Origin of the sequence: Frankia casuarinae, from assembly GCF_000013345.1 — a bacterium.
GTDB classification, from domain to species: domain Bacteria; phylum Actinomycetota; class Actinomycetes; order Frankiales; family Frankiaceae; genus Frankia; species Frankia casuarinae.
The window spans coordinates 3,308,477-3,321,501 of record NC_007777.1 but is presented as its reverse complement, the minus strand read 5'-3'; the positions used below and the strand labels follow the sequence as shown (position 1 = coordinate 3,321,501).

Genomic DNA, 13,025 nt, shown 5'->3' with positions numbered 1-13,025 from the left:
CTGATATTCCTGATTGGTCCGCTACCCCGGGAGGCGACATGTCCGGATCTACTCATGGGCGTCACATTTTGACCTTCTGCGGAAAATGCAACTGTGGTTGCCCGGAGCTCTTCGTCGACCACGAAGCTCCGGCGGAGCGGCGCATCGTGCTGACCGACGACTTCGGCCAGCGGATCCAGATGAGCGTCGAACAGCTCCAGGCCATCATCGACGAGGCCCGTGCCGGCAGCATCACCGCACTGGTCGATGCCGAACTTGCCCTGGGCGTGAGCTGACGTGCGACGTGCCGTAACTGGACGGGAGCCCGCGGATCGGGGTGTCACCGGGTGGGGTCGGCGGGGGCCGTCGGATCGGTGACACACCACCACCCGGCAGCGGCGCACGCACTGGCCCCACCGCAGGCGGTGGCCGTCGTTGCCGCGGCCGTCTGCGCGTTGCTGGCGATGTTCCACGCCGGACGTCTTGCCGGCGCGCTTGCGCGAGCCCGGCGGAGGGCCGTGTACCCACCGGTCGAGATCGGGCACACGGTGGTGGCCGCGGGAATGGCCGTCATGTTCGTCGGCCCACGCTGGATGACGTCGTCGGTGGTGTTCGCCGTCGCCTATCTGGCGCTGGCCGGCGTCTTCTTCCTCCTTGTCCTGACGGACCCGACCTGCGAGCCGTCGCGGTGGTCCTGTTGCTCGATGCTCGTCATCGAGGGCTTGGCGATGGCGTGCATGGCCCGGGCGGGCAGGTGGCCGGTCGATGATTCGACCGGTCTGACGAATCTGACCGACTGGTTCGCGGTGATCTTCGCTGCGGCGGTGGTGGCTGCTGTCGGTGGCCCGCTGGTCCGCAGGGTCAGGCCGGGCTGGGTGACCCACCCGCCGCCGGCGACATCGGCCGCGTCCCGGCTGGTCATGGCCGGCGCGATGCTGCTGATGCTGCTCTGACGGACGGGTGCCGGTCCTGACGGGCGGCTGCCGGTCTACCCGCCTTATTCCCGTCGGTATTCCTACCGGTGTGGCCCGAACGGGTATGGATGGGCGTTGAATGGAGGCCATGAGCCAGCCACTCGCCACCTTCGCGGGGGGCCCCGCCGCGGGCCCCCCGTTCGCCCTGGAAGAGGGCGATCGCATGCTGCGGGTACGCCTCGACGGCGGCGAGATGTACGCCAAGCAGGGATCCATGGTGGCCTATCGCGGCCGCGTCGACTTCGCCTACAAGGGCCAGGGAGTCGGTGGATTCCTGCGGCGGGCGGTGACTGGTGAGGGCCAGGACCTGATGAGGGTGGCCGGCCACGGAACCGTCTGGTTCGCCGAGTCCGGAAGCCACATCTCGGTCTTCACGCTCGACAACGACAGCCTGACGGTCAACGGCCGCAGTCTGCTCGCGCTGGAGTCCGGCATCCGCTACAAGGTCACCACGACGTCCGGCGGCATCGGCGCCATGATCGCCGGTGGGATCTTCAACACCGAGGTTTCCGGCAGCGGCGGCGTCGCCGTGCTGTGCCTGGGCGCTCCCCTGGTGTTGTCGACGGACGAGCCGGTCTGCGTCGACCGGGATGCCGCGGTCGCCTGGACGGCGGGCGTGCGTACCCGGGTGGTCTCCTCGTTCAAGATAGGCAACCTCGTGGGGCGTAGTTCGGGGGAGCTCGCGCAGATCGAGTACTCCGGTCGGGGGGGATTCGTCGTCGTCCAATGTGGTGAGACGCCGGCCGCCGGGACCGGCACCGACCGGCACTGAACCGACTGCCGGCAGCGTGCCGGCAGGGGCTCGTCTGGTCGGGCGAAGTCGCTGCGGGGGAATAACGCCATGATTATGACGGTTCGTCGCACGCTGCCCGCACGCTTCCTCTGTGCGGGATTTCTATCCTACAGTAAAACTTACCTGCACTTACGTTCATGCGGATGTGAGGGGTCCGGGTTCAGGTTCGCTGCGAAATCCGTATCCGTGTGATGTGCTGTCCGCTGGAGGTTCCGCCCGTCGGCTCGCGCGGACCGTCGGAGGTCATCGCCGCTGGTTGAGGCGCCACGACGGGTCGATCAAGCGGCGTGGGACGGGGCACTCCCTCGGTGTGATGACGAACGACGTCCGGCCGGCGATGCCCGACGGGAGGTGGAGGTTATATGGTGACGCGTGGTGACGCGGAAATCATCGAACTTCTGAACAGCGTGCTGACGAACGAGCTCACGACCGTCAACCAGTATTTTCTGCACAGTCGTATGCAACGTAACTGGGGATATCGACGGATCGCCGAGCACTATTATCACGAGTCGATCGACGAGATGAAGCACGCGGATCAGCTCATCGAGCGGGTGCTGTATCTCGGCGGTCTGCCGAACTTGCAGCGTCTGCACACGCTGCGTATCGGGGAGACGGTGCCCGAGCAGCTCGAGGTGGACCGGTCCGGGGAGTTTGAGGCGGTTGACCTGCTGCGCCGGGGGGTCGCACTCTGCCGGGAGCGGGGCGACGTCGGATCGGCCGTGCTCCTCGAGCGGATCCTCGTCTCCGAGGAGGAGCACATCGACTGGCTCGACGCCCAGCTGGAGCTGATCTCCCAGCTTGGTGCGGCCCATTACCTCGCCCAACAGATCCATGAGGAGTAGCGGAAGGTAGTGGATGGTGGCGATGAATGGCGGAGTAATCCCGTTTTCGTTTCCTCGTCGTTACGCACCGTTGTTGGCGATGTGAACGGGCCGATCCTTTGAGTGTCATGGTGTCGGGTCTCGCCATGCAGGACCCATCCGACTGGCGATAGTGTCCAGTCGGGGGGATCGCGCGGAGGATCGCAGCAGCGAAGCCGACCGTCCACAGGGTGCCGTTGAGGCGGTGCCGCGGGAGAGGGGAGGGGCGAGCCGATGAGCATCGCCAGGTTCTGTCCGCCTCCTCCGCCCCGGGTGGCCGCCGGCTCCACCGCACCGCCCATCTGACCTCCGAGAGCTCCACGCGGGGACTCCTCGGATGAATTCCTTATGAATGGAAAGGATCGTGCGCTAGTGGCGACGTACACGCTGCCGGACCTGAACTACGACTACGGTGCTCTGGAACCGTCCATTATCGGGCAGATAGTCGAACTGCACCACGACAAGCACCACGCGACCTACGTCAAGGGTGCCAATGACACCCTTGAGAAGATCGCCGAGGCGCGCGACAAGGGCGACTTCGGTGCCATCGTGGGCCTGGAGAAGACGCTCGCCTTCAACCTTTCCGGGCATATTCTCCACTCGATCTACTGGGAGAACCTCTCGCCGGACGGCGGGGACAAGCCGGACGGTGCGCTCGGTGAGGCCATCGCCGCCGACTTCGGTTCCTTCGACGCCTTCAAGGCGCAACTGAACGCGGTGACCACCACGGTGCAGGGTTCCGGGTGGGGCGTCCTGGCCTACGACGCCACCGCGCAACGTCTGCTCATCGAGCAGGTGTACGACCACCAGGGCAACGTCGGCGTGGGCAACACCCCGCTGCTCGTGTTCGACGCCTGGGAGCATGCCTGGTACCTGCAGTACAAGAACGTCAAGGTCGACTACGTGGCGGCCCTGTGGAACGTCGTCAACTGGGCCGACGTGGCCGCCCGTTTCGTGAAGGCCAAGGGCGCGGCGGCGGCCTGACCGTGCGGGCTGGTTCCCCGAGGCACAGGACCGTGCCCGGAGAGCCGAGATAGTTGATCATCAAACGTGCGCGAAAAATGTGTACGGATCATGACAAGGGCAGCGCCTCCGGCGGTGCCCTTGTCGTCGTTTTCCGGTGTTTCGGGGCGGGGGCCACGAGGTCCGGTCACCGGCTTCGCGGCTGGCTTCCCAGCTGACCTTGCCGCCGGTCCGGCCGACCGGACACCTTTCGGTCGACGTCACGTCAGCGTCTGGTCGGCGTGTCGTGGAGTGATGTACGACACACCGTGAACGGCTTGACGGCTTCCCTTCCCGCTACGCAGGGTAGTAGACATGTTCGTGGACGTGCTCCGGCCCGATCGACGCCAGTCCGAGATCCTCCCGTCGCCGTCGTCCTGGCGACGTTGTCGCTGATCTGCCGGCGGTCCCGAGCCTGCCGGCGGTCCCGAGCCGAGCGATCCGTCCCGGCCGCGGGCGGCCAGCGGTTCGGCATCCTCCGCAGCCCGATGAGCTCCTGACGTTCGCCGGCAGGCGACGTGCGGCAGCCGCGTGTCCCTCCGGTCGCCGGGCCGTCGGACCGATCATCGGCGGGCCGGACACCTTCCCTCTCCCACTCTTCAAGCCTTCTCCGCGTCCGCGAGCTTTCACCGCGTCCTCAAGCCTTCTCCGCGTCCTCAAGCCTTCTCCGCGTCCTCAAACCCTCACCGAGTCTCCGAGGCGAGATCAACGATTGATGTCACCTCGACGCCGCGCACGCGGCACGTCCGGCCCGTCTGCCGCGACGATCCGTTTCGTCCGAAGGAGATCTGGCGCCGATGCCGTCGCCGACCACTCAGTTGTCCGTCGATGATCCACGGATGGCCTCGCCCACCTCGCCCACCTCGTCCGCGGCGGGCAGGCAGTCCCGCGCCCGCACCATCGTCGGTCCGCAGCGGGGCAACTCCGTCGTGCCGACCGCAGGCAGGCCGGCCGCGACACCCATCGCACCCATCGTCTCTCCGGCGTCGATCGTCTCTCCGGCGTCGATCGTCTCTCCGGCGTCCACCGCCGTCCCGGCCGCGACCCCGGTTCCGTCGACGCGTCGGCTCCCGGCGGCCTCTCCCGCCTCCGGAGGGGCACCCGGGGAATACGTGCGTGCCGTGGTCGCGGTGCTGCTCGGGCGCGGTGAGCAGGCCGGCCCGTTCCACCTTCTCGCCGATCGGCTCGCGCTGGACGGCTACCTGGTGACCGTCGTTCCCGACGGTGGCCGCCGGGTGCCCGCGGTGGCCGAGAACCGGGTGCCGGGTGTCCCGTTCGTCCTCCTCGGTTCCGACACGGGGGCCCTCGCGGCGCTGGCGATGGCCGCCTCCCCCGCGGTACGTCCCGACGGTGTGATCATGGTCGGCCTGCCGCTCCTGCAGGTTCCCGTCGCGGGGGTGGCCATCGAGGAACCGTTGCCGCGTGCCCTGCCCGACCTCCCGATCCTGCTCATCCACGGTGCGCAGGACGAGGTCAGCCCGCTACCCCTGATCCGGATGACGACGCGCACCGCGTCCCGGGCGGAGCTCGTGGTCGTCCCGGGCGGCCACGACGTGCTGACGGGTCCGGGGCGTCGCAGCGTCGCCGCGCGGACCCTGCTCTTCCTGGAGTCCCTCCGCGAGGCCTGACCCCGGCGGGTCTGCCGGCCCGGGGAGGGCAGCGGGTCGTGATCGTCGCCGCCCGCATACTCGGCATGGCCGTTCGGCCCACTCGGTAAGGGCCGAACGGCCAGCCGGGCGTGACATCCGGCGGATCGGCTGGTCCGTCCCGGCAGGGCACTGCTGACGACACCGCCGCCGGACCCCCGCGGGTCCTGAAGATGCCCAAACCCGTCGTGGTCGGATCCGTGGACCTGCGACGGCGACAGGCACGGGAAGACGCCTGCCAGACCGAGGTGGCCCTCAACCGGCGGCTGGCGCCGGACGTGTACCTCGCCGTCGCGGACGTCCGCGACGAGGCCGGCCTCCTGCGTGATCACATGGTCGTCATGCGTCGGCTGCCCGTCGCGCGCCGACTGACGACGCTGGTCGAGCGGGGCGGGTGGGTTGATCCACAGCTGCGAGACCCCGGTGCGGATCGGTGCGGATCGGTGCGGCGGGCAGCCTGGCGGCTATGCAGGCTCGCTGGCTGGACCTGCTGCGCGCCGAGGAACGTTCCCGCCGGTTCCGGCGATACGAGCCCCTCGTCGTTGCTTAGAGTAATCGGATCGGGGTGAAGCGCGTACGCTTAGTTGCTGTGACGGCTGTAACGTCGCTGCCGCCCACGCAGAGTGGGGGAGCCTCCCCGGCCGGTCGCCGAGCGACCGCGCGTCGTCGCCGTGGCGGTGGGGAGCCCGGTGGCCCGGGCGGCCCGCGAGCGCGGTGGGGCACGCGGCTCGCGCGGGCCGTGCTGGGCATCGCGGCGCGATGCGACGCGGGTGTCCGGCTCGTCGGGCTGCTGGCGTTTCTCGTGGTCGCGCTCGCGTTGTTCGGGTTGACGCTGCACGGAGTGGTCACTCATCGGCTGGACGCGACCGACGGCCTGGTGAGTCGGCACGGCCGAGCGCTCGCCACGGCTCAGGAGCTGCGGGCCGCCCTCTCCCAGGCGGATGCCGCCGCGGCGGCGGAGGTCTTCGCGCCCGTCGAGCTTCTCGTCGGCAGGGGAGAGTCCGCCGCCGAGCTGCGGCAGCGCTATGATCGGATCAAGAACGGTGGGCTGTTCGAGGCGAGTGTCGCCGATGCCGCCCGTGACGTCCTGGACCTGCGCCGACTAGACCCGGCCCTGTGCGCCGCGGACCCGCCCTGGTCCGACCCCGCGGCGCCGCCACCCGGACCCGACGGCGCAGGGACCCGGCCGTCGTCCGGGCGGATCGCCTCGTCGTGCCCCCTGGACGTGCTTGCCGGCGGCATTCCCGTCTACAACGGGATGGTCGAACGGGCCCGGGCGAACAACCGGGCGGGGCTGTCCGTCGGCGAGGCCAACCTGCGGGCCGCCTCGACGATGATGCGCACGGAGATCCTTCCGGCGACCGAGGTGCTCGTCGCCCGGTACGCCGACGCGGTGGACACCGCCTACCAGCAGGCCACCGGCTCACGGGGGGAATGGGCGATCGTGATCACGGCCGCCCTCGCGATCATCGCGCTCGTCGGCGTCCAGCTGCTTCTGGTCCGACGCACGAACCGACTGGTCAACCCGGGCCTGCTGCTCGGCACCGGGTGCATCCTGGCCACGGTCACCTGGACCGCGGTCGCCTTCGGGACCCAGCAGACCCGTCTTGACACCGCGCAGGACTCCGGGTATCGACCGATGAGCCTGCTCGCCCGATCGAAGACCCTGGCTCTGGAGGCACGGGTCGATGAGAACCTCTCGCTGACGGCGCTCGGCAACGGCACCCGTTTCGACGAGCACTTCGCCTGGGTGACCCGAGGCCTCGGCTTCGACGTGACCGGTGACCGCCTACCGCCCGAACCGGTCACCCGTCGTGGTTCACTCGTCGTCGCCCTCGACGCGCGCGGGGGGGCCGGGATACCGGCGGGACTCGAGAGCGATCTGCGCTCCTGGCTGCGTAGCCGGGCCTCGGTGGTGGCTCTGCTGGCCTCGTCACCGGACTCGGTCGTCGCGGCCGCGCGAGGACCGGGAGACGCCGGCTCCTCCGTCGGGGACCCGCGTTCCTCCGACACGTTCGGACAGGCGGTGACCCGGACCCTCGGGCCGGGCACGACGGCGTTCACCAGCTTCCTCGGCAAGCTCGACGTCGCGATCGACGCCGCCCGGGGCAGGTTCGAAGGAGATGTCCGCCGGGCCGCCGCGGCGTTGCGCGATCTCGAGCTGGCCGGCCCGGCGCTTGTCCTCACCGCGATCGTCGCGGCCGCGGCGGGGATGTGGCCCCGGCTCCGGGAGTACCTGTGAGCCCGCCCGGTCGGACCGGGCGCCGGACCGGGCGGACCACCCGCCGGCACCCTTCCATCCCGACGGGGGCAGTGGGCCCGCTGCTTGGGGGGATCCTCGTTGGCTGCATGGTCCTCGTGGGCGGTACGGGCTGCAGTACCGCCCGTAGCCCCCTTCCGCTGGAGGCCGCCCCGATGCCGCCATCACCGGTGCCGGACGCCGAGCCCACGCGGGCGTCGGCGGAATCGGCCAACCCGGATGGAACCTGTCGCCGGGATGGCAGACCGCTCCGGTCGAGCGAACCACCCCTCACCCCGATGCCTCCCCCCGGCCGGATGCCGGTGGGCAGCCGCATGCGCGCGATCGCGCGGGACCGCGGCTACCTGCGCGTGGGCATCGCTACCGACGCGCCCCCGGCCGGGTTGATGAACTGGCGCACCCTGCGACTGGAGGGTTTCGACGTCGGCATAGCCCGCGCGGTCGCAGCGGCCATCTTCGGCGCCGAGCGGGTCGACGATCATGTCCAGTTCCGTGCCGTCACCACCTCCGAGCGGGAGGACCTGCTCCGTTCCGGCATGGTCGACATGCTCGTGGCTACCATGACCATCACCTGCGAGCGCAAGCGGCAGGTCCGGTTCTCCGACGTGTACTACGAGTCGACCCTGCGGTTGCTGGTTCGGGAGAACGCCGGGTTCCGCGGTATCGCCGATCTCGTCGGACGGCCGGTCTGCTCGTCGGCGGGGAGCACGTCCAGCGAGAAGCTGGCGCGGCTGCCGGCGCCGGGACCCCGACCGGTGACCCGGGCCCGCCTCGCGGACTGCCTGGTCGCGCTCCAGCACGGTGACGTCGACGCGATCGCCGGCGACGATGTCCTCCTCGCCGGACTGGCCGCCCAGGACCCCTACACGACGGTGCTCGGGCCGAGCGCCTTCGGCGCGGACTTCGAAGCCGGCGGCCGGCTCGACGAGCCCTACGGTATCGCCATGCCGATCACCGGGGACACGGCGGGAGACGACGAGTTCGTCGCGTTCGTCAACGGCGTGCTTCGCGAGATCATGCTCGACGGAACCTGGTCCCGCCTGTATGACGAGTGGCTGCGACCGGGCCTACGCGTACCCGGCCGCCCCCCGCTGCTCGACGGTGGCCGTCCCTGACCGGGCCGTGAGCTGGCGGGCCGGGCGAGCCACGAGATCGAAACCGGTGATTCATGATGAATGACGCGCACCCGAGCCCTGGTGCCCGAGCCCCGATGGTTGTCACAGTTCGGACGGTAGACCGACAAGCCGTGCGCCGGCGTCCCAGAGCTGGTTGCAGCGCGCGACGTCGGTGGTGTGCGATGCGGTTATGACCGTCTCGTGCCGGACGAAGAAACGCCCGCTGACACCATTGATTTCGGGACTGGTCGCGAGCCATGCCGGCGTATCGGCACCGACGTCGGGGCCAGGCCTGAACGGATCGAGCATCGCGCTGAACACCCGCAGTGCGCCGCGGGAATCTCGGCCGAGTCCGTCTTGCTGATAATGCCCGGATGAGCGCCGTTCACCGTGATGCGGGAGCCGGTGAGCCGCCGACCACGACGAAGCGCGCTGGCCGGTCACTCATGGGGCCGATCAGCGAGCGCAGCAGCAGGTACGGCGCGAGATGGTTGGTGGCCAGGGTTCGCTGGATACCTTCGGAGGTGATATCGCCGAGCTCCACAGCTCAGTGCCTATGAGCAAGGAAGCCACCGTCAGAGCAGCGTGCGGGGCCGGATGCGGTTCGCCTGGTCGACGAGGCGGACCCGGCTCGCCCGGTCACCGGCCAACCGGGCCATCTCCCGGTAGGTCTCGGCCAGCCCGAAGCGGAGGTCCCGTTCCACCATGACCCGACTGAGCAGGGTCGGTGGCCGGGGCGCATCCGCGGCCGGGTAGGCGGCCGGGTAGGTCATGACGAGGGCCAAGGCGGCGGTGAACAGGTCACGGTGCAGTTCGGCCCGGCGTCGTTCGCCCAGGTCGAGCCTTGGATCGGCCAGTATCGTCGCCGCCCGATGCAGGGCCGCCGATCCCGAGGCCGCGCGGTCTGGTCGGGCGGCCAGGCCGACGAGCACCCCGATCATGCGGATCCGCGACGCGGTGTAGGCGGCGGACGACGGAGGGACCCGTAGATAAGCGTCGATCTTGTCAGTCGGATCGGTCCGGCATCGGGCCAGCCCGAACGCCGCGCTGGTCGTGCTCGGATCGATGGTGGAGACGACGTCGAACAGGGCCGCGGCCCGGTGCCGGGCCGCGTCACGTTCAGGCGCGGTGTCCGCGGTGTCCGCGGTGTCCGCGGTGTCCGCGGTGGTCGCCACGTCCGCGAGTGCGGTCGCGAGGGCGAGGCGCGGAGCGAGCTCCCCGGGGACCCGGGAGTAGACCCGGTCGAACGCCGCGGCGGCCACGGCCGGTCGTCCTCCGACGAGGGCATGTAGGCCCCGGTACCAGTCGACCCGCCATTCCCGCGGCTGCTCCACGGCCGCGTCGTCCAGGGTGCCCGCCGCCTCATGGAGCTGCCCGGCCCGGATCTGGGCGCGGGCCAGGGACAGCCGCACCTCGGTGGTCCTCGGGACGATCGCCGCCAGCCGGGTGGCCAGGGAGGCCGGTTCCTCGTCCGAACCGGCGGTCAGTCCGGGCGCCCATGGATCGTCCTGGTCGATCCGCAGATCGGGGAGGACCTCCCACCATGCGGGGGTCCCGGCGGGCCCCGCCTCCCCGGTGGGGTGCCCGACGGCGTCGAACCACCGGCTGGCCAACGGGGGGACCGGCCCCTCCGTTCTGGCCACGATCTCGTAGAGCACCCCCACCAGTTCGTCGGCGAGCTCCGTGGTGCTCTGGAAGCGCTGGTCGGGATCGGTCGCGGTGGCTCGGCGCAGGAGCCGGTCCAGGGATTCGAAGTCCCGCAACGGGGCATGGGCCCGGCGCGGCGGCAGGGCGTGCCGGTAGGCGCCGAGGAAGCCCGGGAACCGGCCGAGGACGAGACGGGCCAGGGTCCGGGCGACGGCGAAGATGTCGGTGGTGACCGTGGGCGCGGTGCGCGCGATGCCCGCCGGGCGTTCCCCGTCGTCGTCGAGTTCGGGGGCCCGGTAGCCGGGCGTGGACAGGTATCCCGACACGCGGTCGTCGAGCCGGCGCGCCCCGCCGAGGTCGATCAGTTTGACGTCCTCGGCGGTGACCATCACGTTTTCCGGTTTCAGGTCGCAGTAGACCAGCCCGAGGCGATGCAGATGCCCGAGGGCCGGAAGCACCCGCAGCAGGTAGCGGATCACGTCGGCGGCCGACGGCGGAGCCGACCGCCCGTCCGGTCCCGCCACCCCGACCTCGGCCAGGCCGGCCAGGGACACCCCCGGCACGTACTCCATGACGATGTAGTCCTCGCCATGGTGGGTGACATAGTCGAGGATCTTGACGATGCCCGGATGGGACACCGTGGTCAGAATGCGCCGCTCTCCCTCGGCGATCCGACGCGCCTCCGGGTTCGCCGCGTCGAGCAGGCCCTTGAGCACCACCCAGGCCCGCACGCCGTCGCCGCCGAGGTTGTCGTCGGTCGCGGCATACACCCAGCCGAGCCCACCGTGCGCGATGACGCCGTGCACGGTGTAGCGGCCGACCCGTTCGCCCGGTCGCAGCTTGACGGTGAACGAGTAGCGGTGGCCGCATCCCGCGCAGCTGCCTTCCAGGGCGACGCTCTCGTCCTGCTCGTCCTGCTCGTCGTGGCCCGGCCGGGCCACGGGCGCGCCGCACCCGGCGCACTCCCGAAGGCCCGTGGGAACGCTGGGCGCGTCCAGGAGGGGCGGGGTCGAACCGGGGGGCGGGCCGACCAGGTGTGGGAGCCGGAGCGGATCACGGTGGGCGCCGGGCGCCGGGAACCGCCGGGGTAGCGCGGTCACCCGGGGAGCCGGCAGATTCACCGACCCGGATTCCCCGACGATGGGAGGCCCGGCAACGGGTCTCGCGCTGTCCTCCGTCATGGCCCCTCTTCGCCAACGGGCACCATTCGCGTACCGGGTCCACCCGCCACCGTGCCGTCATTCCCCGACGGGTCGTCCCCGAGCCGCCGTCGTCCGGTCCGTTCGTCGCCTTGTCCGTGCGACGGCTTGTCGGAATGCCGTGGCGCGGTGGATCCCCGTGGTCGGGCGGTGTGCGCTGGTACGCGACCAGCCTGCCATGCGGTCGGGTTGTCCGCCGTGACGGAGCCCGGTTGCATCGGCTACGGGTTGTTTGGAGAGCGAGTTTGGCGGGCGAGGGCCCTGGGACGCGTCCCACCGAAATGCCGCGCCCACGATCGGGTGGTCGAGGATCGGGTGGTCGAAGCCGGTGCCGACCCGGTCACCGCCGGCGCTCGACGGCGCGGGCCTTCACGGTCGCCCCGAGGCCGCGCGCGGTGGTTTCGGCACGCTGCTTCAGCGGCCCGAGGGTGCGGCGCAGCCGATCGATCCGTCCCTCGCCGCCACGGGTGACATCCGCCGCCTCGCCCTCCCCGTAGTCATGATCGGGATGGTCCGCCGCACCCAGCCGCCAGTAGCCGCGGGTCGACAGGTCGGCGCGGTCCAGCCCCGCGGCGAGCAGGTGACGGCGGATCCGGCGTACCGCCGTGGCCTCGCAGGCCACCCAGGCCGCGGTGCCGGCGGGCAGGGGTACGGCCTCGACGGCCTCGGCCAGCAGCGTGCCGGGAACCCCGCCGTCACGGTGCAGCCAGGTGACGGTCGTCGCGGGGGTGACCGGGAGAGCCCGTCGGCGGCCGGCGTCGCGAACCTCCGCCACCACGGTCACCGGTACCCGAGCGGGCAGCCGTTCCAGCACCGTCGCCAGCGCGGGCAGGCCGGTCTCGTCGGCGGCGAGCAGGTGATGCGCGGCCGACGTCCGCACCTCGTATCCACCCCCCGGTCCGGCGATGGCGAGATGGTCACCGGGCCGAGCGGTACCCGCCCACCGCCCGGCCGGACCCTCGCCGTGCAGGAGCATCTCGATGTCCAGTTCGAGGGCCTCAGCGTCGAACCGGCGCGGGGTGTAGGTCCGCACGATCGGGCGGGGCGTACCCGCCGGGAAGACGGGTCGTCCGTCCGGCCCCCAGCTCGGAACGGTCGGTTCGGTCTGCCCGTCGGCCGGCAGGAAGATCTTCACGTGCTGCGCGGCCCGGGGCAGCGCGAATCCGGCCAGCGCCGGCCCACCGAGCGTCACCGTCACCATGTCCCCGGTGAGCGGGGTGACGCGGACGACCCGCAGCCGGCGCGGGGCCGGCCGGGCGCGCCGCGGCGCGGGCCGGTTTTCCGCCGACGTCGACGGGCGGCCGTCGCGCCCGTCCGGTAGTCCGGTCGGGTGGGGCGTGGATGGTGGCGTGGATGGTACGGAGGAGTCCGGCCCGAAGGTCGACATCGGTTCTTGCGTCCTGTCTCTCGTGACCGCGGGCTGGACTGGTCCTGGCCCGCACGGACGGGCTTCAGGCCCGAGACGGGGCTGTCCCGACCTCCGCGAGCCCGGGTGGCATTTCAGGACGAACCTACGCCCCGCCATTCGGGCGATGACTCGCGGAGGGGCG

14 protein-coding genes are annotated in these 13,025 nt (G+C 70.8%); 9 read left to right on the top strand and 5 right to left on the bottom strand.

All coding sequences use genetic code 11. From position 1 onward, the window contains the following. Positions 1–38: 38 nt before the first annotated feature. From FRANCCI3_RS29120 to FRANCCI3_RS14165, 5 genes are all read left to right on the top strand, one after another. Positions 39–275, top strand: a complete 237-nt coding sequence (locus tag FRANCCI3_RS29120; protein WP_011437208.1) for a hypothetical protein — start codon at positions 39–41, stop codon at positions 273–275. Between the two features lie 78 nt (positions 276–353). Further along, entirely contained in the window at positions 354–932 is a 579-nt protein-coding gene (locus FRANCCI3_RS14180) for a DUF5134 domain-containing protein (protein ID WP_108913494.1), read from the top strand. 100 nt (positions 933–1,032) lie between these two features. After that, a complete protein-coding gene (locus FRANCCI3_RS14175; RefSeq protein WP_011437206.1) occupies positions 1,033–1,725 on the top strand; it encodes an AIM24 family protein in 693 nt (230 codons plus the stop codon). Between the two features lie 383 nt (positions 1,726–2,108). Continuing rightward, positions 2,109–2,588 (top strand): bacterioferritin, encoded by a 480-nt coding sequence (bfr, locus tag FRANCCI3_RS14170; RefSeq protein ID WP_011437205.1) that lies wholly within the window; start codon positions 2,109–2,111, stop codon positions 2,586–2,588. Positions 2,589–2,978: 390 nt separating this feature from the next. Then, entirely contained in the window at positions 2,979–3,590 is a 612-nt protein-coding gene (locus tag FRANCCI3_RS14165) for a superoxide dismutase (protein WP_011437204.1), read from the top strand. 832 nt (positions 3,591–4,422) lie between these two features. On the opposite strand, the gene FRANCCI3_RS27040 is transcribed toward FRANCCI3_RS14165, so the two are convergent. After that, positions 4,423–4,635 carry a hypothetical protein gene (locus FRANCCI3_RS27040; protein WP_049760944.1) on the bottom strand — a complete coding sequence of 71 codons (213 nt, stop codon included), beginning with the start codon at positions 4,633–4,635 and terminating at the stop codon, positions 4,423–4,425. 85 nt (positions 4,636–4,720) lie between these two features. Here FRANCCI3_RS27040 and FRANCCI3_RS14160 point away from each other — a divergent pair, with 85 nt between their 5' ends. From FRANCCI3_RS14160 to FRANCCI3_RS14145, 4 genes are all read left to right on the top strand, one after another. Next, positions 4,721–5,236, top strand: a complete 516-nt coding sequence (locus FRANCCI3_RS14160) for an alpha/beta hydrolase (protein ID WP_049760943.1) — start codon at positions 4,721–4,723, stop codon at positions 5,234–5,236. A 191-nt stretch (positions 5,237–5,427) separates the two neighbouring features. Continuing rightward, the gene (locus FRANCCI3_RS28755; RefSeq protein WP_011437202.1) at positions 5,428–5,823 is read left to right on the top strand and encodes a hypothetical protein; all 396 of its coding nucleotides are present in this window, start codon (positions 5,428–5,430) and stop codon (positions 5,821–5,823) included. A gap of 20 nt (positions 5,824–5,843) precedes the next feature. Continuing rightward, positions 5,844–7,496 carry a hypothetical protein gene (locus tag FRANCCI3_RS14150; RefSeq protein WP_232235037.1) on the top strand — a complete coding sequence of 551 codons (1,653 nt, stop codon included), beginning with the start codon at positions 5,844–5,846 and terminating at the stop codon, positions 7,494–7,496. Positions 7,497–7,828: 332 nt separating this feature from the next. Continuing rightward, on the top strand, positions 7,829–8,629 hold the full coding sequence (locus FRANCCI3_RS14145; RefSeq protein WP_232235038.1) for a glutamate ABC transporter substrate-binding protein: 801 nt from the start codon (positions 7,829–7,831) through the stop codon (positions 8,627–8,629). 102 nt (positions 8,630–8,731) lie between these two features. Here the strand turns inward: FRANCCI3_RS14145 and FRANCCI3_RS14140 are convergent, their stop codons facing one another. The 4 genes from FRANCCI3_RS14140 to FRANCCI3_RS14130 all read right to left on the bottom strand — a co-directional run bounded on the left by FRANCCI3_RS14140 (position 8,732) and on the right by FRANCCI3_RS14130 (position 12,862). Beyond that, on the bottom strand, positions 8,732–8,938 hold the full coding sequence (locus FRANCCI3_RS14140) for a hypothetical protein (RefSeq protein ID WP_023840757.1): 207 nt from the start codon (positions 8,936–8,938) through the stop codon (positions 8,732–8,734). A gap of 76 nt (positions 8,939–9,014) precedes the next feature. After that, the gene (locus FRANCCI3_RS27035; RefSeq protein ID WP_023840756.1) at positions 9,015–9,173 is read right to left on the bottom strand and encodes a hypothetical protein; all 159 of its coding nucleotides are present in this window, start codon (positions 9,171–9,173) and stop codon (positions 9,015–9,017) included. Between the two features lie 31 nt (positions 9,174–9,204). Then, a complete protein-coding gene (locus FRANCCI3_RS14135) occupies positions 9,205–11,457 on the bottom strand; it encodes a serine/threonine-protein kinase (RefSeq protein WP_023840755.1) in 2,253 nt (750 codons plus the stop codon). Positions 11,458–11,815: 358 nt separating this feature from the next. After that, positions 11,816–12,862, bottom strand: coding sequence for a siderophore-interacting protein (locus FRANCCI3_RS14130; RefSeq protein WP_011437197.1), 1,047 nt, complete (start codon positions 12,860–12,862; stop codon positions 11,816–11,818). Positions 12,863–13,025 lie beyond the last annotated feature (163 nt).

Bases quoted from the DNA above. Each gene is read 5' to 3' on its own strand.
- FRANCCI3_RS29120 (WP_011437208.1), top strand. From the start codon at position 39: ATGTCCGGATCTACTCATGGGCGTCACATTTTGACCTTCTGCGGAAAA.
- FRANCCI3_RS14175 (WP_011437206.1), top strand. From the start codon at position 1,033: ATGGAGGCCATGAGCCAGCCACTCGCCACCTTCGCGGGGGGCCCCGCC.
- bfr (WP_011437205.1), top strand. From the start codon at position 2,109: ATGGTGACGCGTGGTGACGCGGAAATCATCGAACTTCTGAACAGCGTG.
- FRANCCI3_RS28755 (WP_011437202.1), top strand. From the start codon at position 5,428: ATGCCCAAACCCGTCGTGGTCGGATCCGTGGACCTGCGACGGCGACAG.
- FRANCCI3_RS14145 (WP_232235038.1), top strand. From the start codon at position 7,829: ATGCGCGCGATCGCGCGGGACCGCGGCTACCTGCGCGTGGGCATCGCT.
- FRANCCI3_RS14140 (WP_023840757.1), bottom strand. From the start codon at position 8,938: ATGCTCGATCCGTTCAGGCCTGGCCCCGACGTCGGTGCCGATACGCCG.
- FRANCCI3_RS14135 (WP_023840755.1), bottom strand. From the start codon at position 11,457: ATGACGGAGGACAGCGCGAGACCCGTTGCCGGGCCTCCCATCGTCGGG.
- FRANCCI3_RS14130 (WP_011437197.1), bottom strand. From the start codon at position 12,862: ATGTCGACCTTCGGGCCGGACTCCTCCGTACCATCCACGCCACCATCC.